The sequence below is a fragment of the Bacteroides intestinalis genome, from assembly GCF_003464595.1.
GTDB lineage: Bacteria > Bacteroidota > Bacteroidia > Bacteroidales > Bacteroidaceae > Bacteroides > Bacteroides intestinalis_A.
In genome coordinates, this window is record NZ_QRZF01000001.1 from 599,608 (window position 1) to 624,665 (window position 25,058).

The 25,058-nt window shown below is 40.5% G+C and carries 21 protein-coding genes; 4 read left to right on the forward strand and 17 right to left on the reverse strand.

The features are described 5' to 3' along the window. Positions 1 to 54: 54 nt before the first annotated feature. The 9 genes from DWW10_RS02095 to DWW10_RS02135 all read right to left on the reverse strand — a co-directional run bounded on the left by DWW10_RS02095 (position 55) and on the right by DWW10_RS02135 (position 10,923). Complete coding sequence (locus DWW10_RS02095) at positions 55 to 3,033, reverse strand: SusC/RagA family TonB-linked outer membrane protein (RefSeq protein ID WP_022392289.1); 2,979 nt, start codon at positions 3,031 to 3,033, stop codon at positions 55 to 57. Between the two features lie 204 nt (positions 3,034 to 3,237). Then, the gene (locus tag DWW10_RS02100) at positions 3,238 to 4,893 is read right to left on the reverse strand and encodes a DUF6377 domain-containing protein (RefSeq protein ID WP_022392290.1); all 1,656 of its coding nucleotides are present in this window, start codon (positions 4,891 to 4,893) and stop codon (positions 3,238 to 3,240) included. 218 nt (positions 4,894 to 5,111) lie between these two features. Beyond that, a complete protein-coding gene (locus tag DWW10_RS02105; RefSeq protein WP_022392291.1) occupies positions 5,112 to 5,507 on the reverse strand; it encodes a hypothetical protein in 396 nt (131 codons plus the stop codon). Positions 5,508 to 5,911: 404 nt separating this feature from the next. After that, positions 5,912 to 6,394 (reverse strand): hypothetical protein, encoded by a 483-nt coding sequence (locus tag DWW10_RS02110; protein WP_022392292.1) that lies wholly within the window; start codon positions 6,392 to 6,394, stop codon positions 5,912 to 5,914. Then, positions 6,384 to 6,893: an RNA polymerase sigma factor gene (locus DWW10_RS02115; RefSeq protein WP_022392293.1), complete on the reverse strand. Its 510-nt coding sequence runs from the start codon at positions 6,891 to 6,893 to the stop codon at positions 6,384 to 6,386. Before DWW10_RS02115 ends, DWW10_RS02110 begins: the two co-directional genes overlap by 11 nt. 61 nt (positions 6,894 to 6,954) lie before the next feature. Further along, the gene (argB, locus tag DWW10_RS02120; protein ID WP_022392294.1) at positions 6,955 to 7,728 is read right to left on the reverse strand and encodes an acetylglutamate kinase; all 774 of its coding nucleotides are present in this window, start codon (positions 7,726 to 7,728) and stop codon (positions 6,955 to 6,957) included. Positions 7,729 to 7,732: 4 nt separating this feature from the next. Beyond that, positions 7,733 to 9,625 (reverse strand): biosynthetic arginine decarboxylase, encoded by a 1,893-nt coding sequence (gene speA, locus DWW10_RS02125; RefSeq protein ID WP_022392295.1) that lies wholly within the window; start codon positions 9,623 to 9,625, stop codon positions 7,733 to 7,735. A 107-nt stretch (positions 9,626 to 9,732) separates the two neighbouring features. Then, positions 9,733 to 10,260 carry a shikimate kinase gene (locus tag DWW10_RS02130; RefSeq protein ID WP_118420664.1) on the reverse strand — a complete coding sequence of 176 codons (528 nt, stop codon included), beginning with the start codon at positions 10,258 to 10,260 and terminating at the stop codon, positions 9,733 to 9,735. 54 nt (positions 10,261 to 10,314) lie between these two features. After that, positions 10,315 to 10,923 (reverse strand): nitroreductase family protein, encoded by a 609-nt coding sequence (locus DWW10_RS02135; RefSeq protein ID WP_022392297.1) that lies wholly within the window; start codon positions 10,921 to 10,923, stop codon positions 10,315 to 10,317. 109 nt (positions 10,924 to 11,032) lie between these two features. Here DWW10_RS02135 and DWW10_RS02140 point away from each other — a divergent pair, with 109 nt between their 5' ends. Beyond that, entirely contained in the window at positions 11,033 to 11,668 is a 636-nt protein-coding gene (locus DWW10_RS02140; RefSeq protein WP_022392298.1) for a ribonuclease H1 domain-containing protein, read from the forward strand. A 107-nt stretch (positions 11,669 to 11,775) separates the two neighbouring features. Here DWW10_RS02140 and DWW10_RS02145 read toward each other — a convergent pair whose 3' ends face one another. Continuing rightward, positions 11,776 to 13,617, reverse strand: a complete 1,842-nt coding sequence (locus DWW10_RS02145; RefSeq protein ID WP_022392299.1) for an ABC transporter ATP-binding protein — start codon at positions 13,615 to 13,617, stop codon at positions 11,776 to 11,778. Between the two features lie 195 nt (positions 13,618 to 13,812). Here DWW10_RS02145 and DWW10_RS02150 point away from each other — a divergent pair, with 195 nt between their 5' ends. From DWW10_RS02150 to DWW10_RS02160, 3 genes are all read left to right on the forward strand, one after another. Further along, on the forward strand, positions 13,813 to 15,594 hold the full coding sequence (locus DWW10_RS02150) for an LTA synthase family protein (RefSeq protein WP_118420699.1): 1,782 nt from the start codon (positions 13,813 to 13,815) through the stop codon (positions 15,592 to 15,594). A gap of 95 nt (positions 15,595 to 15,689) precedes the next feature. After that, positions 15,690 to 16,661 (forward strand): hypothetical protein, encoded by a 972-nt coding sequence (locus tag DWW10_RS02155; RefSeq protein ID WP_022392301.1) that lies wholly within the window; start codon positions 15,690 to 15,692, stop codon positions 16,659 to 16,661. Between the two features lie 29 nt (positions 16,662 to 16,690). After that, entirely contained in the window at positions 16,691 to 17,824 is a 1,134-nt protein-coding gene (locus DWW10_RS02160; protein WP_022392302.1) for a glycosyltransferase family 4 protein, read from the forward strand. Here DWW10_RS02160 and DWW10_RS02165 read toward each other — a convergent pair. The 7 genes from DWW10_RS02165 to DWW10_RS02195 are packed head-to-tail and all read right to left on the reverse strand — an operon-like array spanning position 17,795 to position 25,016. Beyond that, positions 17,795 to 18,610, reverse strand: a complete 816-nt coding sequence (locus tag DWW10_RS02165; protein WP_022392303.1) for a glycosyltransferase family 2 protein — start codon at positions 18,608 to 18,610, stop codon at positions 17,795 to 17,797. The two genes, DWW10_RS02160 and DWW10_RS02165, sit on opposite strands and share 30 nt — an antisense overlap. 29 nt (positions 18,611 to 18,639) lie before the next feature. Further along, complete coding sequence (locus DWW10_RS02170; protein WP_022392304.1) at positions 18,640 to 19,779, reverse strand: glycosyltransferase family 4 protein; 1,140 nt, start codon at positions 19,777 to 19,779, stop codon at positions 18,640 to 18,642. An 11-nt stretch (positions 19,780 to 19,790) separates the two neighbouring features. Next, complete coding sequence (locus tag DWW10_RS02175) at positions 19,791 to 20,666, reverse strand: glycosyltransferase (RefSeq protein ID WP_022392305.1); 876 nt, start codon at positions 20,664 to 20,666, stop codon at positions 19,791 to 19,793. 2 nt (positions 20,667 to 20,668) lie between these two features. Continuing rightward, complete coding sequence (locus DWW10_RS02180; protein WP_022392306.1) at positions 20,669 to 21,961, reverse strand: glycosyltransferase; 1,293 nt, start codon at positions 21,959 to 21,961, stop codon at positions 20,669 to 20,671. Between the two features lie 2 nt (positions 21,962 to 21,963). Then, positions 21,964 to 22,896, reverse strand: a complete 933-nt coding sequence (locus DWW10_RS02185; RefSeq protein ID WP_022392307.1) for a glycosyltransferase family 2 protein — start codon at positions 22,894 to 22,896, stop codon at positions 21,964 to 21,966. Positions 22,897 to 22,921: 25 nt separating this feature from the next. Next, positions 22,922 to 24,013, reverse strand: coding sequence for a glycosyltransferase WbsX family protein (locus DWW10_RS02190; RefSeq protein WP_022392308.1), 1,092 nt, complete (start codon positions 24,011 to 24,013; stop codon positions 22,922 to 22,924). Next, on the reverse strand, positions 24,006 to 25,016 hold the full coding sequence (locus tag DWW10_RS02195; RefSeq protein WP_022392309.1) for a glycosyltransferase family 2 protein: 1,011 nt from the start codon (positions 25,014 to 25,016) through the stop codon (positions 24,006 to 24,008). Before DWW10_RS02195 ends, DWW10_RS02190 begins: the two co-directional genes overlap by 8 nt. Positions 25,017 to 25,058 lie beyond the last annotated feature (42 nt).

Here is a 25,058-nt window from a genome sequence, read left to right on the forward strand (position 1 = left end):
TAAACGAAACTATTATCCTCGTTCCCTTGTTAACTGCAACCTTGTTAACTATATCTATTTGAAACGGATATTCAAGCCTACGCTCAACTGGGTAGCTGAAGGATAGGCGCTGTTTGTATCTACACCCGGAGTCAGTCCGTTGATAGCAACGGCTGAGGGATCGTTACCGGAATAACCGGTCAGCGTAAACAGATTCTTAGCTGTCAGATAAACTCTCATACCTTTGATGAACTTGTTTTCTTTCGGAGTGATGGTATATCCCAGAGTCAGGTTATCCAGCTTAAAGTAATCACCCTTTTCAAGGAAGAAAGAAGAGATTACACCGCCACCGGTTGTAATATTCGCATCTTTTCCATAAGCATCGCGCAGCACATTGTCCGTACCGCAACCTTTCAGACCCATTCCGTAACGACGCATATTGAAGATTTCAAAACCGAAAGCACCGTTGAACATCAGGCTCAGGTCGAAGTTCTTATAACGGAGCGTATTACTCCAGGAAAGATAAGAGGTCGGCGTACCATTACCTATATGGCGTTTGTACTTCACATCTGCCTTGGATACAGGAACTTTTTCGCCTTCATCGGTATAAATCATCATATCGCCATTCTCTACACCGGCATACTCGTAGCCATAGAACTGGCCGATCTTGCTGCCTTCTTCCACGCGGAAGAAGTACTCGCTGGTACCTACACCCGGCTTCTGATACAGTTCCACATAAGAAGCTTTGTACAGGCTGTTAGAGAGTTTATCCAGTTTCGTAGTGCCGTAAGAGTAGTTGATACCCGTTGTCCATTCTACGGGAGTTCCTTTGAAAGCGTCGCCTTCCAGAGAAACTTCGATACCACGATTCACAGTGGTTCCTACGTTTACCAGAATTGTAGAGTAGATGTAGGGAGGCTGTGGAGCCGTATAGTTATAAAGCAAGTCGCGTGACTGGCGGTCGAACCATTCAACAGAACCGCGCAATCTGTTCCATAAGGCAAAGTCAACACCGATGTTCATACTGACACTCTTTTCCCAGCCCAGTTTGGAATTGGCATTCACTGAAGGAGCATAACCTGTTACCCAGGCACCGTCCATCAGATAGGTATCCGTAACATTCAACTGGGCATTTTTATGAGAGCCGTAAGTGGCTAATGACTGGTAGCAATCGAAGTCCGAACGACCTGTTACACCATAGGAAACACGGGGTTTCAAACTCTGAACGATGTTTTGGTGGTCTTTCAGGAAACCCATATTCGCCATTTCCCAGGCAAGAGAAAGAGATGGGAAAGCACCCCATTTATGATCTGCACCGAATTTCGTAGAACCTTCGTAGCGGATGGAGGCGGAAGCAATCAACAGATTCTTCCAATTATAGTTGATACGTCCGAAGACACCGATCAGTTTGGCAAGAGATTTACCAGTACCCATGCTTGCTTTTCCTTTGGCAAGGTAAGAACCGCTTCCAAGGTTATTCCAGAGAATATCATCGAAATTGAAATCACTGTTTCCGGCTTGCAGGCGCTCCCAGGTGGTTTGCTCATAGTTGTAACCTACCATTGCCTTGAAGTTGTGGTCACCCAAATCCAACGAGTAGTTACCCAACCACTCCAGGCGGGACGTATACCACTTCTGGTAAGTCACTTCTGCACGTCCGTTATAGCCGTTCCAGTAAGATTCACCGGCAGTGGAAGGAGTATAATAGTGCTGTTTCAGATCGTTGTAGTGCAAAGAGTAACTTAATGAAGTATTCAGCATTTGCTTTTCCGAACGGATCAGGTTGACTTTTACCTCAGCAGTACCCAGCAAGTAAACACGCTGGCCGTTATTGTCGATTTCTTTCAGTTCCTGCACCGGGTTGCGTGCTCCGGTAGGAGAAGTAGGCTGGAAATAAGTTCCGTCTTCGTTATACAAAGGCATGGTAGGGTTCATGCTCAGGGCAGTATCGAACATACCATCATTACCCCATACTTCATTCACGCGACGGGCGTTGAGTGAACCGTTCAGTTCTACGATTCCATCCATCATACGCTGGTTCAGGACGAAGCGTCCGCCGAATTCTTCACGGCTGCTGTTCAGATCAAGGCCGGTTGCTTTCTTATAATTGAAAGAAGCGCCATAGTATCCATTCTTGGTACTGCCGTCGATAGAAAGATATTGGTTGTTATCATAAGAGAAATCACGCAGCAACAGGTCATACCAATCAGTAGAATACCCATAATCCGTTGCACGACGGGAACGACGGAATTCGTCTGCACTCAAAATATCCGGACCGCTCTTTGCCAGGTTCACACCGAACCAGCTGTCGTAAGTCACTTGGGCACGTCCGGCTTCTCCGGCTCCCTTACGTGTGGTAATCAGAATCACCCCATTGGCACCGCGTGTTCCGTAGATGGCAGCGGAAGCGGCATCTTTCAGTATGGTCATCGACTCAATGTCCTGTGCTGCCAGGTTGCGGATATCGCCACCTGCCACACCATCAATTACCACTAACGGGTCATTGGATGCCGAAATAGATGTTGCACCACGAATCTGAAGGGAAGAGCTTGCATTCGGATTGGCTGCCGCCGTATTGTTTACGGTCAAACCGGCTACTTTACCGGTCAGCATCTCCATCGGATTGTTCATGGAACCTTGCAGGAACTTCGATCTGTCTACCTGCACGATGGAACTGGAAAGTTCTTTCTTACTCAATGAACCGTAGCCCACCACAACGACTTCATCCAGTGCCTGAGCGTCTTCTGACAGCACTACATTGATTTCCTGACGTCCACTACAGGGGATCTCTTGTGTTTTGTAGCCAATAAAGGAGAAAACAAGGACGGAAGAAGGCTTCACGCCCGACAAAGTATAGTTACCGTCAATATCGGTAATGATACCATTAGTTGTACCTTTCACGGTTACGTTAGCACCAATTACAGTTTCGCCCGTGGTATCCGTTACTTTTCCTTTCACGGTTAAATCCTGGGCAAAGGATGCCACTGCAAAAAGTAATCCGGTCATGAGAAGGAGAGACCGGCACAAACATAACTTTGTTCTTTTTACATTCATACTATTAATTTTTAGATTAACAATCATTCTGTTCACCTCCACAGGTTGAGGCGACAGTGCAAATGTCTGTAAAAAGAAGGGGGAAGAAAAAGGGAACTAAAGAAAATCTAGATTAGCAAAAGAAGCAAAATATTATATATCAGCAAGATAAAACAAAGAAAGGGCGTTAAAAAACTAAATGAAAACAAAGAAAAAGACATCTCATTATCCTGCAAAAGAGCCTATCTTCATCACCTCTTCTTCAAAATTATCACGGCAAAGAGAGCGATTCTTCAATTTGGAACGATAAGTATAAATAGTAGTAATGGAATAACGTAGGAACCCTGCAATCTTGGCACTGTCCGTAATGCCCAAACGAATCAGGGCGAATATACGAAGTTCCGTTGTCAGCCGTTCATCCTGTTTAGGAATAATTCTTTCTTCTTCCGGCAACAACTCATTAAAGCGTTTCACAAAATCAGGGAAAATACTAAGAAACGAATTATCGAAGTTCTGATAGAATTCTTTCAGCTCCTCATCGATGAAACGGGACGATTTCAACGTTTTGTAGAGTTCTTCCACCTTTCCCGAAGCAGCTTGTTTGTTAAGCATCCGGCGGTATCCCTCCAACTTGTCAATGTATGTGGAACACAATCCCATAAACCGACCGACGTACTCCTCTTTAATATGATTAGCCTCCGTCAGCGAATCATTCGTTTCGTGCTGTCTCTGATTTACTTCAATCAATCTTTCATTGAGAAGTTTCAGTTCTTCATTCACAGCCAGCAAATCCTGCCGCGCACGGGCCAGTTTCTTCACCTGACGAATTACATACCAGACCGCACATGCCAGAAACAGCGTCAGTAAACTGGTAACGACCAGAAATATCTGCAACACTTGCTGATGTTTCTGTTTCTCCACTTGATAGGCATGGTCTATGACGGGAAGCATCCTTGAAGCCTGCACATTCCGGAGACGGGCATTGTAGAAATTGGCATCTTCCATACTGCGTTTCATATAAACATCCGCCCGTTGCAATTGCCCCTCTTCATATAACAATTCCGCCAATGCACGCAAGGAATTATTCTCTTTCACCACACCACGAATATCGGCAATTGCACTCTTTATCAAGTACTCTTTTTGCTTTTCCCTCTGTCCTGTACTCTGATAGATAAAGGCAAGAATAGAGGTCACCACTGCATAATCCCGTGTATCCGGTGAAAGCTTCCGATGATAAACTTCTAACATTTCAATGGCTTCCTCGCCCCTTCCTTGTTGAAGAAGTTCGGGAGTATAAGCTATGACATACTGATAAGATCCCTCTTCTACCATCTGCAATACAGAGTCACGGTAGGTATACAGGTTATTCAGATATTCAATCTGATATTCATCGTCCATCGCATACTCTGCATGATAGAGATAAATATCCTCAAAAGTGATGTAATATTCAATGAGTTGTTCTCTGGAGAGTTGTTTGCTGTCTATAGACTTCAATAATGCCACGCCTTCCGCATACAGACCCGTTTTTCCCAAGATGCTTGCTTTCTTCAGTTTGGCTTCATTCAGCCAGTCTTGATTATTATTCTGAAGGGCAATCTCAATATTGCGATTGATGTAGTATCTTGCAGAATCGCAAATATACGCTTCATATTCATCAAAAAGTTGTTGATTGATATGGTATTCCTCGGAAGGAGAAGTACTCTTACGAGTCCGGAAATATTCTTTAATCTGATCAATGCGTTTCAGCCTGGCCTGCTCATATTGAGCGGTATTCTCAATTGTCCTGTCCAGCACTACCAGTAAAGAATCTATTTTCTCCTGCGCTTGCAGAAGGCAACAGAACAGCAAAGAGATTACAAAAAGCAGGTACCGGTCTTTCATACTTACAAACGTTTACGAACAGGACAAAGATATAAAATCCTACTATAATAACCATCTTACCAGTTCGTTTTTAATAAATCGCCCCTACAGTTAACCATGAAGCTTATTAACTTGTAGGGACGAAGGCCTTTCATCCGACTCTCTCGAGCCGGAAAGAAAGACCTATTAACTTCTTAGTTTATACTATAGGAACGTACTTTTCCAAAGTAAAGTAACAGTTACTTCAGGGCTTGCTTAATAAGCTCCTTGACTTCTTCTGCCGAAGGATATTTCTTGGAATTCCACTCTTTGTCAGCTTCTTCTGCAATCTCATATACCGAATCGCAATGCTCCGACATCAAGAGATAAAGTTTCTTCTCCAATTCCTCGCCTGATTCTGTAGTAACCACATAGTAAACCTCAGCATACTTGCAATCTTTACCATCATAATGGCAACCATTCTTTCGCTCAAGGTGTCCCCATTGATATTTCTCACCTTTATTCAGTCGGGCACTTACATAATCGGCTGTTGCTGACTTAATTTTATACTGGTCACTTCCTGGAAGATAGCAGGAAGTAAAAGCAATAAGCGTGAAACACGCTATAGCTGAAAATCTTTTTAATGTACGCTTCATGATCATTTTATTTATTGGTTCTGGAAGCGAAGTTAGGCATAAAGAATCAACCTATCGCTCTATATCAATGAATAAAAAGTCTATATAGACAGTACATAATACACTGATTATCAAAGAATATAAATCAAGAATATCTATATCTGTTTTTTAGGGATTTATACATTACTAATTATCCGCTTTCTTAGGCAGAAAACTTAATATGAAGCAGGCAAGATAGCATCAATATAGATACAAAATAAAAGGGACGCTGCATCTCGCGGCGCCCCATCTATCTTAGTTAGTTTTTATAAGAATTTGAGAGAATTGAAACTTCACAGCCTCAATTTGTTGTTTTAATAAAGCACACTAACTATATTTATGTTTAAAGCAAATGAAAATGTTATTTTTAAAAGCAAATGAAAACGTTACTTTTTCAGTTCCACCTTCTTGTCTACCCGTTGCAGACTATCCAGAATCTGTTGTTCATGGGTAATCGTCACGTCTCCCGAAAGAGCTACCGAAGGTGCGGTAATTTGTTTGCCTATTGTATCGGCTGCGGCCACTTCTTTTATATCACTATAGAATGAATGTTGCATCACATTCCCTAATGAAAGTACCACTGCCACTACTGCGGCGGCCTTGAACAGCGGAACGAAACGTGCGGTAAGCGTCAAGCGTTTTGCCTTCACCACCGGAGTCTCCACTTCTGCAAGCACACGGGCATCGAAATCTGCTCCCAACCCCACTTCTTGTTGCAGTTGCTGATATACGAACAAGTCTTTGTATCGAAGCAAATGCTCCGGAACGTCGCTTCCGTTAAAGAAAGCACGCAACTGCGTTTCTTCCTCAAGGGAAGTCTCACACTGCCAGTAGCGTTCTAAAAGTTGTTCTATATATTTACAGTCCATAACCATCTATATCTAAATACCGTTGTTTCACTTTTTGCCTCGCCCTGAAGAGGTTCACTTTTACCTGTTCCTCCGTCAAATGCAGGACGACCGCGATTTCTTTATAACTCTTACCCTCTATATCCCGAAGCTGCATGATCAGCCTTTGTTTATCGGGAAGTTCATTGACCAGATGATGGATGAGTGTCATTTGCTCTTTATCCACCAAGTGATCGTAAGGGTTGGATGCTCCGGAAGTCTGTTCCATTTCAGGTGTCAGTTCCACGGTCTGAGCGTCTTTTCTTTCGCTACGGTCTATTGCCAGGTTCTTTGCCACTGTCAGGCAATAAGCCTCGATAGAACCGAATTTCGTCCACTCATCACGTTTGTTCCAGACTCTTATCAGTGTTTCCTGCACAATGTCTTCTGCCTCTGCTCTGTCGAAAGTAATCCGGAGAGCCAACCGAAAGAGTTTGTCTTTCAGAGGGAGAATGTCATTCCGAAAACTGATTTCTTGCATCTCTATTAATAATGACGGTTAAGTATATGGAAAGTTACAGTTGATCACTACTTTTTTTGAATTATTTTTTGATGCGGGTTCCGCTATTCTCGTTAATCGCTGACGCTAAGGTAATTACCACTTCAGTTACTCCCGCATTCAAAGCTTCAAAAGAATTCTCCAGCTTGGGTATCATACCTCCTTGAATAACACCGTCCGCTACGTATTGTTTGAATTCGGCAGGAGTGATCTGAGGTATCACGCTATCGTCATCGTTCTCGTCACGAAGCACACCCTTCTTCTCAAAACAGAATACCAATGTCACATCGAACAAAGCAGCAAGGGCTTTTGCAGTCTCTCCTGCAATAGTATCGGCATTTGTATTCAGCAGATTGCCCGCACCGTCGTGCGTCAGCGGAGCCATTACGGGAACTACTCCTTTATAGATCAAATCACCCAAAAACTCTGCATTCACTTGCTTTACATCACCCACAAAGCCATAGTCAACGTCTTTCACCGGGCGTTTTACGGAACGGATTACATCCATATCCGCACCAGTCAATCCCAATGCATTGGCACCACGCGCCTGAAGTCCGGCTACAATATTCTTGTTTACCAGTCCGCCATACACCATCGTCACTACTTTCAGTGTTTCGGCATCCGTGATACGACGCCCGTTTACCATCTGGCTTTCAATGCCCAGTTGGGCAGCCAATTTTGTGGCCGAACGGCCACCTCCGTGTACCAAGACTTTGTAGCCCTCGATAGCTGCAAAGTCATCCAACAACTTATGGAGGGTAGCTTCTTCCTCCACGATTTTGCCACCCACCTTTATTACTGTTAGTTTTTCTCTCATATTCTTATTCCAAATAGGTATATCCGTACAGACCGGAACGATAATTGGAAAGGAACTCTTTACCTTCTTCCAATGAAATACGTCCTTCTTTTACTGATTGAGTCACCCAAGTCTCCAGTGTACGCACCAGCTTCTTAGGGCTATATTGAACATAGTCAAGCACTTCCGCCACAGTTTCACCATCAATCACTTGTTCGATGGTATATCCTTTCTCATTAACAGATACATGCACAGCATTCGTATCACCGAAAAGATTGTGCATATCACCCAGAATTTCCTGATAAGCACCTACCAGGAACACACCCATATAATAAGGTTCCTTACTCTTTAAAGAATGAGTGGGCAGATAGTGTGCCACATTCTTAGTCGAGATAAAGTTAGCTATCTTTCCATCCGAGTCACAAGTGATGTCCTGTAAGGTTGCCGCACGGTCGGGACGTTCGTCCAGACGCTGAATGGGCATAATCGGGAATATTTGGTCGATGGCCCAGGAATCTGGCAGGGACTGGAACAGTGAGAAGTTACAGAAATATTTATCCGCCAACAGCTTCGGTAGCCCGCGGAGTTCATCGGGAGCATGCTTCAACCCGCCTGCAATCTGGTTCACTTCACGCATAACAGACCAGTAAAGACGCTCAATCTGTGCACGTGTTTTCAAATCCACGATTCCATGGCTGAACAGGTCGAGCGCTTCTTCACGGATTTGTTGCGCATCGTGCCAGGCTTCCAGCATCCTATTTTGATTCAACGTATCCCAAATGCCATAAAGTTCCTGCACCAATTCATGGTCTTCCTCAGTTACTTCTTCATCATCATCCCATTCGGGCAAAGTGGTGGTTTCCAGCACTTCAAAAATAAGTACGGAATGATGGGCAGTTAGTGCACGTCCGCTTTCCGTAATAATATTGGGATGGGGAATATCATTTTTATCACTGGCATCTACTAAAGTGGAAATAGAGTCATTCACATATTCCTGAATGGAATAATTGACGCTACTTTCGCTGCTGGACGAGCGTGTTCCATCGTAATCTACGCCCAAACCTCCACCGATATCCACGAATTCAACTTTGAAACCCATAGAGTGAAGTTGCACATAAAATTGAGATGCTTCGCGCAAGGCTGTCTTAATGCGACGGATCTTTGTCACCTGGCTACCAATATGGAAATGTATCAATTTCAGACAATCTTTCAGCCCTTTTGATTCCAAAAAGTCAAGTGCTTCAAGCAATTCACTGGAACTAAGTCCGAACTTGCTTGCATCGCCTCCTGAATCTTCCCATTTGCCACTTCCTGAAGAAGCCAGCTTGATACGAATACCAATATTAGGCATAACATTCAACTGCTTCGCCATCTTGGCTATCAACTTTAGCTCGTTCATTTTTTCTACTACAAGAAAAATGCGTTTACCCATCTTCTGGGCAAGCAAAGCCAACTCTATATAGCTCTCATCTTTGTAACCGTTGCAGATAATCAACGAGTCAGAATCTGAGTTAATCGCAATCACAGCATGAAGTTCAGGCTTCGACCCGGCTTCCAACCCGAGATTGAATTTCTTTCCATGGCTGATAATCTCCTCTACCACAGGGCGCATCTGATTAACCTTGATAGGATAGATGATAAAGTTCTGCGCTTTATAGCCGTATTCCTCAGCGGCCTGTCTAAAACACGAAGAAGTCTTCTCAATCCGATTGTCCAGAATATCGGGAAAACGTATCAGCATAGGAGCCGCCACGTCTCGCAATTGCAATTCATCCACCAATTCTTTCAAATCGACGCCGACACCGTTTTTACGAGGTGTTACCACTACATGACCTTTGTCATTGATACCAAAGTACGAAGTGCCCCAACCTGTAATGTTGTAAAGCTCTTCTGAATCTTCAATACGCCATTTTCTCATTTTTTGTAACTCAGATGTTTGTTGTTTGATTTTAATAGGGCGACAAAAATACGATAATTCTCGATATTTATTGCGTTTTCCACCTAAAATTACACATTTACAAGCGGTTAAATGCTCAGTAAGTTACGTAACTGCTGCACAGAATCCGCTATTTGCCGGCGGCTTTCCAATTGTCCGGCATCGAAACGATACCTTGCCTTACCATAGTGCGGCGCACGTTTTTCCAAGGCTTCTATAATGAAGGTCCGCAATTCTTCGTCCGTTTTTCCTTGCAGAATGGGACGTTGCTGCGTAGCCACTCGCAATCGGCGGAACAAAACGTCAGGATGAACATCCAAAAAGACAGTTTGCCCGTGTTCGTTCATATACCCCATATTATCGAAGAAGCAAGGAGTGCCGCCCCCGGTCGAAATAATGACGTTTTCAAACTCTGCCACTTCATGCAGCATAGTTCGCTCAAGTTCACGAAAAGAGGCCTCTCCCCGCTCGATGAACAATTCACGTATGGATTTGTGAAAACGTTCTTCTATATACCAGTCCAGATCGATGAACGGTATATTCAATTCGCGGGCAAAAGCCTTTCCCAAAGTTGTTTTACCAGCTCCCATGTAGCCGGTTAAAAAAATACGTATCATAAGCACTTACCTTTGCGCACAAAGGTAAGCAATTCTATTCTGAGAGGTTTACTATCAGATGAAAATTTTAATGCGTTCACTCAAATCATCAAATTCTTTCCCGCCCGGTTCGCCAACAGGAGTACCGAAAGGCATCTGTGCAATCAGTTGCCAGGTTTCGGGAAGATGCCATGTACTGCGTACGTCTTCGTCAATCAACGGGTTATAGTGTTGCAGGGAAGCGCCCAGACCTTTATCTTCGAGCATGGTCCAGATGGCCAGCTGATGCATAGCAGAGGTATGTTGCGACCATGTCGGGAAATTCTCATGATAAGTAGGAAATTGTTTTTGCAATCCCTCTACGATGGAGCGGTCTTCAAAGAAAAGTATCGTACCATATCCGCAAGAGAAAGAAGTATCGATCTTCTTTTCCGACTGGCGATATTGCTCTTCGGACAGGCGTTCTTCCAACTGATCCTTCACAATTCTCCATAGTTTCTGGTGTTCATCACCCAGTAACAGCACAACTCGTGTGGTCTGCGAATTAAATGCCGAAGGCACATACTTTACTGCTGTACGGATGATGTGTACAATTTCCTCGTCCTGAACCGGAGAGTCGTTACTGATAGAATAATAACTGCGCCGATGCTCCAATGCTTCGGCAAATGTCCGTTCTCTGATCATATTTAATCCTTTCTTTTCGTAATTATCACTTTTGTCTTATATAAGGAAACAAGTGAAAGAGTGAAGTTGTTCGAAGTTGTAGAATATATTTGTACCTTTGCACCCAATTATGAGCAAAGAGAAGTTTTACGTTGTATGGTCAGGCGTCAATCCGGGTATTTATACTTCCTGGACGGACTGTCAGTTACAAATCAAAGGCTACGAAGGAGCGAAATACAAGTCGTTCGAGACACGCGAAGAAGCAGAAAAAGCCTTTGAATCTTCTCCATATGAATATATCAAGCGTTCCTCTCCGGCTGCTCCCGGTCAGAAGAGAGATGCCAACGCTCCCCTTCCTTCATCTGTTGTAGAGAATAGTCTTGCTGTAGATGCTGCCTGTAGCGGTAATCCCGGAGCTATGGAATATCGTGGCGTACACGTGGCTAGCCGACAAGAAATATTTCATTTCGGTCCGGTATATGGTACAAATAATATCGGTGAGTTTCTTGCTATCGTCCACGGACTTGCCCTACTAAAACAGAAAGGCTTCGATATGCCCATTTACAGTGACAGCGTGAATGCTATCAATTGGGTCAAGCAGAAGAAATGCAAAACGAAACTACCACGTGAACCTAAGACAGAAGAACTTTTCAAACTAATAGAACGTGCTGAGAAGTGGTTACGCGAAAATACGTATACTACCAAAATTCTAAAATGGGAAACCAAGCAGTGGGGAGAAATACCTGCTGATTTCGGAAGAAAATAAGCCTTCCATTCTCTTTTCCTCTGTTTATTAAAGTCTACAAAACAAGCACTGATACCCGTTTCCGGCAGTGGGAACGAGCATAGTCTCTTAAGTTCAGAGTTTCCTATTTAAGACAGAGACTGCATATCATTCAACCGTTTATAATATCCGTCTTTCTCCAACAGCTCCTCATGCTTACCTCTTTCCACGATTTCTCCTTCATAAAGCACACAAATTTCATCTGCATTCTTAATTGTAGAAAGACGGTGAGCAATAGCAATTGTGGTACGCGTTTTCATCAGACGTTCCAAAGCCTCCTGCACCAGACGTTCAGATTCTGTATCAAGAGCAGAAGTAGCCTCATCGAGAATAAGGATAGGCGGATTCTTCAGAATGGCACGAGCTATGCTGACACGTTGGCGTTGCCCTCCGGAAAGTTTGCCACCACGGTCACCGATACTTGTATCGTACCCGTGTTCTGTTTCCATAATGAAGTCGTGAGCATTTGCAATCTTCGCCGCCTCAATAACCTGCTCCATTGTAGCATTCTCTACGCCAAAAGCGATATTATTGAAGAATGTATCATTAAAAAGGATAGCCTCCTGATTTACATTCCCTATCAAACCACGCAAATCATGAATTCGGAAATCCTTAATGTTAACGCCATCAATCCTGATTTCACCGAAGTGTATATCGTGATAACGTGGCAATAAATCAACTAAGGTAGACTTGCCTGAACCAGACTGACCTACCAATGCAATAGTCTGTCCCTTAGGCACAACCAAATTAATATGTTTCAGAACCTCCCTCTTTCCATCATAGCTGAAAGAAACATCTTTAAACTCAATTTCATGATTCATTCCATGCAAAGGTTTCGGGTTTACAGGTTCTTTAATAGGATTCTCTGCTTTCAGAATCTTGTCCACACGCTCCATAGAAGCCAAACCTTTCGGGATGTTATATCCTGCTTTCGCAAATTCTTTCAACGGATTGATGATACTATAAAGGATAACCATGTAGAAGATGAATGTAGGAGCTTCCAGCGAAGAGTGATCATTACCCAAAATTAATATACCACCAAACCACAGTACCAATACGATAAGAAGTGTTCCCAAGAACTCACTCATCGGGTGGGCCAAAGCCTGACGGATAGCGACCTTATTAGTCGCATCACGCAACTCATTACTGCACTTAGTAAAACGATCCACCATCTTATCCTCAGCAATGAAGGCTTTAATGATTCGTAAACCGCCCAGAGTCTCTTCCAGCTGCGACATCGTATCACTCCATTTGCCCTGAGCTTCCAAAGACTGACGTTTCAGTTTTTTGCCGACTTTACCCATCAACCAACCCATTCCGGGGAGTACCACTATCGTAAACAAAGTTAGTTGCCAACTGGTGATAATAAGTGTCGAGAAATAAAGTAAGATCAAGATAGGATTCTTTAGCAACAGATCCAGCGAACTGGTAATCGAGTTTTCGATCTCACCCACGTCACCACTCATGCGGGCAATGATATCTCCTTTCCGCTCCTGCGAGAAAAAGCCAAGCGGCAAATGCATTACTTTGGAATAAACCATGATACGGATATCGCGAACAACTCCTGTACGCAAAGGAATCATGATGGCGGAAGAGCCGAAGTAGCAAGAAGTTTTCAACATAGTCATAAAGGCTAGGAAAAGCCCCATAAACAGAAGCGTCATCGTTGGTCCGTGCGTTTCAATCAATCGGGTGACAAAGTAATAGAAGTTATTAATCGCCACATCTTTCAAGCTGTCACTTCCCCACTCCATATAGTGGTAAACCTGTGAGCCATCACCTGTCTTAAACAGAATATTCAGAATTGGAATCAATAGAGTAAACGAAAAGACATTGAAAACAGCCGATAAAATGTTGAGCAAAACCGCCCATCCTATATACTTCTTATAAGGCGACACAAAACGTCGCATCAGTTGCAGAAATTCCCTCATTGCTTGGTATTAATGAATTAGGGGCACAAAGATACAAGAAATATCTTTAAGAAGAAGAAGATAAATTTAATATTAACGAGATTTATCTATGCACCCCTCAATAAACAGACATTATGAGTCATTTATGTGAATTACAGAATGATTTCGAAAAAATATATTGTACCTTTGCGCCCAGATATCAATATACGCTTTATTATGACAAAGATTGATAAGTCCATACTGACATTTGGAGTTACTATTTTTCTTAAATTCATATTATTCGACATTCTGTGGTGTATTCCCACAACGTTTGCCTCTCTTTCTACAGTTGAATGTTATACAACAAAACTGATAGCCACGTTTATATTGCTTATCCCTTATGCCTTTTTCCGAATGTGGAAAACGGAAACGTTTATCATGCTTTTGCTGGACTTGCTGTTGATAGCTAACCTTATGTATTTCAGGACCTATTACACAGCTATACCGTTGAATAGTTATGGACTATCAGGAAACTTAGCCGATTTCACTGGTAGCGTGGTTGACTCTCTCCGGTGGTATGATTTACTTTTCCCATTATCCACCCTTATAGCAGTTATAATTCACCTACGCACCAAAGCATCACACCTGAAACGCCCAGTTCGAGTTCTTCCTTATTTAGGAATACTTGCAGTAATTATCTGCATTTTTGGAACAGTAACCCTTATGAAAGGCGGATTCTCAAAGGCTTATGGGAAGTATCGTGATAAAGCCTATTTATGCTCAAGCGGTCCTTCTATTTATACAATTTTCGGTAGTTTATGTTATGACTTGATAGGCCCACAACAACAGTTGACTCCCGAATTGGAAGCCAAAATACAAGAATGGTTAAGTGCAAAGCCGAAACATGAAGCCGCATTAATTAGCAATAGTACCAATCGTCGCACCAATTGCATCATTATCTTGGCAGAATCATTGGAAAGCTGGGTATTAGAAAAAGAGGTGGAGGGACAGGAGATTACCCCCTATATGAATAAACTATTGAAAGACTCTACCACCCTCTATGCTCCACACGTACTGACTCAGGTAAAAGGCGGGCGTTCTATTGATGCACAGCTCATGCTTTGTACTGGATTATTACCCATCAATAGCGGCACCTATAGCAGCCAATACCCCAATCATATTTATCCGTCATTACAGAAAGCCATGCGCGAAAAGAATCATTCACGCAATTATCTGTTAACCATTGATAAATTGTCTACCTGGAATCAAGGTCCCATAGCCCAAAGCTTCGGCGTAGATACCATTATCGCTTATCATGACTTCAAGTTGACTGAAGCTTTCGGCACACACAAACGCACTGGAGACGGTTCATTCTTTGCACAATGCCAAGAGAAAATTAAAAAAGGAGAGATTTGGGGAAAAGGAGAAAACGCATGTATGCAACTTGTTACTTATTCCGGCCATGCTCCATTCATATTACCGGAACACTTAAAAGAAGTTTCATTCTCTTCCGACATTCCTGAAAAAATGGGTGATTATATGACGACTGCCCGTTATACAGATAAAGCAATCGGCAAATTCGTAGAATATCTGAAAACTCTTCCGCAATATAAAGAAACCTTAATCGTAATAACAGGTGACCACGAAGGTCTGGCATATTATCGGACAGAGTTATGCGAAAGCCCGGGTGGCAAAGATATTGTATCCGACAAACCATTCACTCCTTTCATCGTCGTAAACTCTCCTATAGGCATACGCTATGATGAAGTTATGGGGCAAATAGACATGTATCCCACCTTGCTGAACCTGCTCCAACTTGACAATTACTACTGGACCGGACTTGGAGAGAGCATTCTCAATCCCAATAAGAAAGGATTTGCCATAGGTTCACAGATGAATGTGGAGGGCGAAGGCTATACGCCCGAGGAGGTGGATTTAGCAAAAGAAGCTTATGATATATCAGATGAAATAATACGATTCAACTATTTCGAAAAAAACAAAAATTACTCGTTTCCTTAAAAAACTCTTTTATCTTTTTAACACAGAAAGAAAGTGTTATCTTTCATAAAATCCTTATCATTGCATTAAGTCATAATATAATACTTCTCAGTTCTATGCAGAAAATATTTATAAAACTACTGAAAAAGTTACGTCAATGTTACATCCGAAAGCATGGGACACCACCGCATTGCACCCCACACAAAGAAACAGATCCCAATATCATATCAAGCCAGATCAGAAAAAAAATATTATCACCAAAGCCTTGTATGCTTTCAAGATTTGGTTCTGTAGAAATAGGATGTGTAACCAACTATTTAGGTATTTTTCATCAGAAAAGAAAAATCGTAAAATATATAAAAGGAGAAGCATTTCCTTGGTGGTGGGAAAAAGAAACTATATATACAATGAGAAACAATGCTGGTTTTTTTTCTGCAACTCCTGATCAATTAAAACGTTTTTCAGAAATGATGATTGAAGACATGTCTTTAATTGATATTCTTGCTTCTTGGAGATACGAAGAACAATATTTTTCCAATGAATTACAGAATGCATACAAAATAGATTTTGAACCTTACAACCCTTTCTGGAGTGATATACCGTGGACGACTGCTTTAGAGAATCGGAAAGTTTTAGTAGTACACCCTTTTGCAGAAACAATACAAAAACAGTATTTTCGAAAAGAGCTCATCCACAAAGATTTGAGAATTTTACCCACCTTCGATTTACAGACTATTAAGGCTGTTCAAACTATTGGAAATCACACCGACAGTAGATTCAAGACATGGTTTGATGCTCTCGAATTCATGAAAAATGAAATAGATAAAAGAGACTATGACATCTGCCTCTTAGGTTGTGGAGCATACGGACTTCCATTAGCCGCACATATCAAACGTACCGGAAAGAAAGCTATACACATGGGAGGTAGCCTACAGTTGATATTCGGAATAAAAGGTGCCAGATGGGAAGATAGTACTTATAATGCAACTTATAATTACTCACAACTGATGAACGAATATTGGGTTAAACCTTCTGAAAGCGAAACACCCGAGAAAGCCCGACAAATCGAAGCAGGATGTTATTGGTAGCATACTATAAATCAAACAGATAATAGCAGATGAAGATACAACCATACATTATATATGATTCACAAATATTCGATCAGCAGAAATTTGGAGGAATCTCGCGATATTTTTGTGAAATCATATCCAAGTTGCAATTCAAATATGATATTGCTGTACGATATACAGAGAACCACTACTTATCACAAACAAAGATTGCAAAGCACCGTTTATATATCCCATATTTCTTATCTAAACAGTATACTCAAAAATTATATCGTAAGAATCAGAGACTGACAAAAAAGATGCTGCAATCTCCTATTCCATATCTTTACCATCCGACCTATTACGATCCATCTTTTCTTAAATACACTGGTAATTCTCCTTTAGTAGTCACTGTTCATGACATGATTTATGAGAGGTTTTCCAATCTTATTGAAGGATCAGAAGAAATCATCCGTCAAAAGAGAGAAATCATTACTAAAGCCAATCGGATTATCGCAATCAGCGAATATACCAAAAAGGATATTATTGATATACTAAATATAGCTCCTGAGAAAATAGATGTTATTTACCATGGAACAAGTCTCCGCCCATCCCAAGAGCATAACTTACCTTTACCGGAGCAATATATCTTGTTTGTAGGAGACAGAACTTTCTATAAAAATTTCCAGGCTCTATTAGAAGCATTCAGTATAGTTCACCAAACAAATAAAAAAATACATTTGGTCTGTACGGGAAAACCTTTTTCTGATAGTGAACTACAACAAATATCAAATTACAATATAGCCTCTAATATAATACAAATTGCTACCAAAGATAAAGACTTAAACGAACTATATAGCCGTGCATTACTCTTTGTATATCCTTCCTATTATGAGGGATTTGGAATTCCTATTTTAGAAGCATATGCCTGCAATTGTCCCGTAGCTCTAAGTAACACAACATGTTTTCCTGAAATAGCAGGTGATGCAGGTGCTTTCTTTAATCCTTATTCTATCAACTCCATTGCAGATACTATTATTAATGTCATTAGTGACAAGAGCAAACGTACAAAATTAATAAAAGCCGGACAGGAAAGACTAAAGCTCTATTCATGGGAAAAAGCAGCCCGAGAAACAGAGAATGTCTATCTCAAAACATTAGAAGAATATATTAAACTATCTTCTGCGGGAAAAACACTTATTTAGCCCGACAAGAAAGGCAATGACAGGTTTTATTCTGTATTGAAAACGACGCGTATTACTCAGCTCCCAGAAAAGTTCATACAAAGGTTGTTTCTTCATATGTGCAGCCGCTTTCAAAGCATCACGCAACATACTTGGAAAGAACTTACGCAAAACCATCTCCCGCTCTTCATTACATGCATCTATCTGAGAGCTAATTCCCCCCATACCAAAGGCTGTTATCGTTCTACTAATATGCCTATAAGAGACTTCTTCTAATACTATTTTCTTCAAAAAGAATTCCCAGTCTGAAACAATCTTTAAATCTTCAGAATAAAGAGAATCTTGAAACAAACTTCTTTTAATAAAAGTAGCGGGATGCCCCAATGAGTGCTCAAAAAAGTAATCTAAATTCAAGGTTGTAGGATATACACAAACCTCTCTTTCCACACCATTCTCGACATAAAGCAAATCTCCATATATAATATCTTCACCAGACAGAGTTGAAGTAACATCTTCTAATACAGTAGAATCATACAAATAGTCACCCGAATTCAAGAATAACAGGTACTCCCCTGTAGCCCTCATAATTCCTTTATTCATAGCATTATAAACGCCTGTATCCTTCTCTGAACACCAGCTAGAAACATACCTCAGGCTCTCCAAAATAACCTCTTTACTACCGTCATCACTACCTCCATCTATCACAATATACTCATATTCTTGATAGCTCTGTTCAATAAGACTTTCAATCGTTTTTTTCAGTCCGATAGCATTATTATAATTGATCGTTATTATAGACAGTTTCATTCCGAAATATTTAAAATTACTTTTAGTAATTAAAGATTCAACAACTTAGCAAAGTTCGAAGCAAAGTAATCACTACTATACTTTTCTTCTAACATAACTAAATTTATATTCTTAGAAAATGTATTTCTAACAGTCGTATCCCTAAGCAGCTCTATCTTTTCTACTAAGTCCATGATATCACCTTTTTGATAAAGCAAACCGTTTATACCATTTTCTATACGTTCCAAATTGGCTCCTACATCAGAAAGGATTACTGGTAATCCACATTTTTGAGCCTCAACAGCAACCCTGCCGAAAGTTTCAAAGGCTGAACAAACCAGCAGTACATCTGCCAAATAGTAATATGGATATATTTGTTTGACAAAAGGAACTATTCTCACACTAGAGCTTAATCCATTCTTCTTAATATAATCTTCACATATGGATATAAAACCATAATCAGGTCCAACCAGATAGCAAAAAATATCTTTTTCTTTATCCACAATACTCTTTACCGCCTGTAGCAATTCCATTTGCCCCTTATTCGAATCAAAAGCCCCTACTAACAACAGCGTGTAGCGATCATGTAAACTTCGGTCTTTGTTCACTCCCAAAACAGTTTGCAACTCAACAGCCTGCGTAATAACATGAACCTTACCACCTGTCATTATATTCTGATAATAGCATTTTGCATATTCAGAAGTAACCAAAACTTTAGCAGACAATTTATCGACCAACTTAAAAACAGACTGAGACTTGAATATAAAGCCATTATCTTGCCAAGTAGCATCAGGTATTTCATGAATAAACCAACAATGTCTAATCTTCAAAAACTTACAAGCACATGCCAGATGAGGGAGCACAATTGTATTTGTTATTCCATAATCCGGCTTTATCTGTTTCAGATAACGAGCTAATTTTATAGAATACTTAAATAACTTACGAGCATATACGAGTTTATCACCTATACCAATATGACCATTCCCACCAACCAGCCACCACCTCATTCGAAGTATCTTATAACCACTGATATAAGCAGAACAAGCATCAACCAAATCACCCTGACCAGGAAACACCACATAAATTTGCCACTCCGGATGATTTTGTTTGAGCCCCTTCAACAAATCCAACAAACATCTTTGAGCCCCTCCTGTACAATCACTGGAGTGTGAAAGAAATACCAATCTCATAATATAACAGATTACGATTTTAAATACCGATATACATTCGAAACACAATGCCTCAAATGCTTCCAAGAGAAAGGATAAGCAAGAAAATCCTTCAATGCTGTTTTCTTCTCTGGATAATCAGCCTTTATCAAATCGCGTACAAAGTAATCAAAATAACGTTCTTCAAACTTTCGCTCTTTTTTCTTGCTGAGTTCCAATCCATCCACTTTCAAAGGAAGAAGTTTATTCCATTTCAACTTGTGCAGACGAATAGTATCCTGACACCAACTCCGGTTATATTTTCCCAACGAAAAATGCTCCACCAGTACCTTCGGTGAGCAACAAACATAGTTCTTATACTGCCTACTTGCAGCTATCTGCATTGAAAAATCCAGATCATAACAATGAAATCCCGTCAATAGTTCTTCGTCGAAAGGATACAAACTCCATACGTCCTTACATACAAACATTCCGAAACCATCTAAAATTACAACTTCCTCAAAAGGATGTTCCAAAGTAACACATGCAACCTGAAGCTCAGTTCTTGCCCCCCCGCCCTGATAGAAAAAAGAACAAGCCCAATCTTTATTTTGCATCCAACCAGAATAACAATTGAGTTTAACTTTGCTACCGGCAAAACCAATAACCCCGCAATCCGGTTCATTCAATTTATCTTCAATAATACTTCCCCAATCTTGCGAATGAAACTTCACATCCTCATGTACAAAGAAGAGAAAAGGATAACGAGCCTGACACGCACCTTCATTATAAGCTCGCGCTATCGGCCATTTTTTCTTTTTATTATCTATAGCGATAATCTCATATTCCACCCCTATAGTATCATGTATATTCTGGCTTATTTGTAGCAAACGTTCAGGTGACACTGAACAAATAACGATTGACAGCATAACTAATCTATTAAATTCAACTCTACATTCAGAACCTTACTATAAATATTCAATCGCCGTTCCAACATTTCTTGTGGATTATATAATCCGTGCAATCGACCTATTGCATGATTTGCCAATTTTATCTGCAAGTTTTCATCATTAGCCAACCTGATAATAGCAGATGCAAAATCAGATGCAGTATCTGCTTTCAAGCACTCTTCTTCATGTCGAAAATCAATACCTTCAACGCCTTTAGTAGTAGTAACAAAAGGAGCTTTTGAAGAAACAGCATCCAGTATCTTCATCCTCATTCCACTGCCGATACGAATCGGGACAAGCACAATGCTTCCATTTAAAAAACTATGCAAATCTTCCACATAACCCACCAACTCCATTTCAGGACAAGAAGCTTGTAACTCTTTCATATACGAACTTCTCCATGGCCCTGTTACCTGAAAAGTGAAATGGAAACCCTGACTACGTAAACAAGGGGCTATCTCCTGACAGAACCAGACGACTGCATCCAGGTTCGGGTAATGTCCCTCATTTCCAACAAAAGTCAATCTGGCAGCAGTAGGAACAACCTGTTTATCACAGGCATCAGCTATTTTCACAACAGCAGGAGATACATATATTTTTTCTCCGCCACCAACAAAATCAATCAATATTTGGCGATCCACCTCAGTCAAGACAATCACATGCTTATAGGTTTGCAATGCAGAATGTTCAAAGTCCTTTCCAATACGATACAACATACGTTCTTCATCCGTCACTTTATCAAGAAAAGTCATTTCATTCTCATTGCGAACATATCTCAATTCATGATGTACAAAAATAGTTTGTACATCCCTCGGTAAAAGATAGCCCAATGATATCAGAGGATAAAACTCAACCTGAATAATATCAAAGCCAGATCGGGAAACAGTTGATATATATTCTGCATATTTTGAAGGAAGTGGCTCAAAAATAGAAGAAGTAAAAGTCATATCCTTACGTACTACATCTTTGTCATGAATAAGCAACTGGCGCCGCATCTTACGAGTAGCAGATAGAGCAATCTTCTTCAACCATTTATAATAAGAAGGATGTCGGGTTTCAGGCTCTGCCATTTGTTCTGTGAAGATAAAAAATTCCACGTTATCCCATATTTTTCTCAATTTCTCCACATCTTCCTTCTCTTTTCCTTTAGGGTAGAGTAATATTGAAACAGACATCTTGTGACGAAGATAATCTACCATATGGAAAAAGGCCTGATTCCCACCCGAAGTCAGTGGGTAAGGGATACAAGGAATAATAAAAAGTATTTTTTTCATCTTTATCTCTTTATATTCAGCTTTACTTTACACATACGAAATGCTACGCTCAATGCTATAGACGGGCGAATCGTCCACAAAATACGACATATCTTCCAAAGTTCGCATAGTCCAAAGTTATTGTTTACAGAATAATGTAATATCGTATACACATAAGTCTTTAAAGCGTGGTGCAGTTTTTTTTCATTAAGTTTAGCTGGATAATAATTAATTATCCATTTTAAGAACAATCTGGTGGCTTCAATTTTTCGACTATCGTAACAATCAGAATTACTAATATTTTCACCTTCGACATTTCTCCAGCAAACGGGCTTTCCTGGTAAAGCAATAATTCCTTTTGCACAATCTGCAAACTTCGTCCACGTTGCATCATCCGAGCACCAAGCCAAAGGAAACTTGACAAAGCCAGTTCCCTTCTGATAAACATCACGGCTAAACACATATTCACAAGCTGCAGAACGAATTCTACCTTCCAATTTATCCAGTAGAAAGTTATATCCGGAAATCTTTTCACCTGTAAATGATGGATTCGCATACATCTCATTATTCTCATCATCTACAACAACAAGAGGAAAACGGAACATTATGTTCTTCTCACCACATTCCTGCAAGGCCTTCAATACTCGTTCAATCCCATCACATGGCATTAAATCATCATCCGAAAAGAACCAAATGACAGGTTCTTTAGACATCTCAATGCATCGTTCCCAATGTCCGGGCAAATCCTTCTTACCCAAGTTTATCTCAAAACGATGATAAACGATATCCAGTTTACCCTGATAAAGAGATACTATATTTTTCAAATCATGAGGACTGGCATCATCTCCTATATATACAGTAAAATCCTGATTCGTTTGCACTACCATAGAGTCCAAAGTCTGCTGCAAGAAACGACTTTTATAGGCTGGTATGATGACTGCTACTTTTTTTTCCATATGAAAAAAATATTATCGGTTCCGTTTACCCTTCTTCAACATACTTCCGAATCACTTCCAAAAATTTCTTTCCATAGCGCAGATCTGGCTCCAGATAATTTCCCTCTGCCCACTCATTCCATGACTTTACAAAAACAAGACGGTGTTCCAAAGGTTTCCCTTCAAGATGCATCATTACATCTTTCATATGCCGTTCAAAATATTCCGGCTCCGAATGATGCAGAACCAAGCCCTGTTTTCCCGAACGCGGTGAATGATCCCAGTTAGGAATAATAGTAGGAATGATATTTTTATCACTATCTTCGTCTGCTACAAAAAAACGGCTGGCCTTTTCATAATTTACAATCCATGGAAGTCCAAACCAATTATGCCAACGTCGGGCTTTCCTGTAAAGACTTCTCTGTTTCCGTTCATACTCAAACATACGCACTACATTTATAGCATCAAAGTCCATAGCTTCCAGCCCCGCTCTTTCATCATCCAAATGATAGGTCTGGCCTACAAAAAAGATTCCTTTCAATCCATTCTGCATTGCCAATTCGCGCCATAGTTTCATGAAAACATTTACTTCTCTCTGATTATCAAAAGGATGATAAATCATAAATAGAGGTTTGTCATCTACAGTTATATAACGACGATCTTTAAATGCAGGAAGCACCGCATTAAAATGGGCAATATAATCTTCCTTACCCGGATAGAGCTGGTCTATCAATGTTTCTTTAGCCTTTATGCCATGAAAAAAACCTCTCCATGATTCATTAGCCCATGCTAAGCAAAAAGGGAAATCCGGTTCACCTGAAGCCAATACTTCATTGAATGGGCGTTCTAATAAACGCTTCCCATTGCCAAACCAATAATGCCAATAGCAAAAACCTTCTACTCCATACTCCCGTGCCATATCGGCTTGTGCCTTACGAGTTTCAGGAACCCGTAAATCATAATACCCTAAATCTGCCGGAACTTTAGGCTGATAATGTCCGGGAAACAAAGAACGTGCTTTTCCTACATTGGTCCATTCCGTAAATCCTCTTCCCCACCACTTATCATTCTCTGGTACAGGATGAAATTGAGGCAGATAAAAAGCGATTACTCTGGCTGAACTCTTATTTTTATTCATAACACATTTTCTTATTTCTTTTCTTAAACACAAATAACTGGCTCAAACGCAACGAAAATATGTACCATGGAAGAAAATGTTGCAATTTCCACAATCTGATATATCTTTTTAAGCCTAATTCTTTATAATCTACAGGTAAGTATTGCTGCAATTCTTGCCTGATTTTTTTTATATAATACAAATCCTTTTCCCAGTCTTTTGCACGTCTGGCAATACCTTTGGTCTCTTGAATTCCGGTCATCACCACTTTAGCAGCAAATTCTTTCGACCTTTCCAATAGAAGATGATGCTTTTGAAGATAATTATATCTTTCTTGTTCCGCAACAAAGAAATGATATTTTTTCCGAGGATCTGCATCATGATCCGTACTGCCTTTACGTTGACGGTAATGATATTCCGGCCTTTGGCAAAAAGCTATTTTATTGGCATTAATAAACCATTTAAACAGAGTAGCATAATCTTCGTAATAATAAGATTTAGGTAGCAAGTCTGTTATCACTTTCCGATGAAATAACTTATCCCAAAGAAAGCTCTTAATGACTTTATCCTCCAATATAAGTTTCAAAGCTTCATCCCGATTGTATACTACAACCTCTCCAATAGCACATGAAGCTTCCGAAATATCTTTATAATCCTGAAAATATCCACAAATTGCAATATCGGCTTGATTTTCAATCAGCGTATGATACAATACACTATACATATCGGACTCTATCCAGTCATCACTGTCCACAAACCCAATCAAATCCGCTTTTGCCAGCTGCAATGCCACGTTCCTGCTATCAGCCTGCCCGGAATTCTCCTTGTGCAACACACGAATACGTTCTTCTTTCAATGCATACTCATCACAAATCACTCCGGACTTATCAGTAGACCCGTCGTCAACCAATATCAACTCCCAATCCTGAAAGTCCTGCATAATAACTGACTCAATACACTGTCGCAAATATTGTTCAACATTATATACCGGAGTAATAATGCTTATCAAAGGAGAACTTTCCATACATTATTATTTTCAAAAAAAGGATTCTTTCATTTCTCTGCA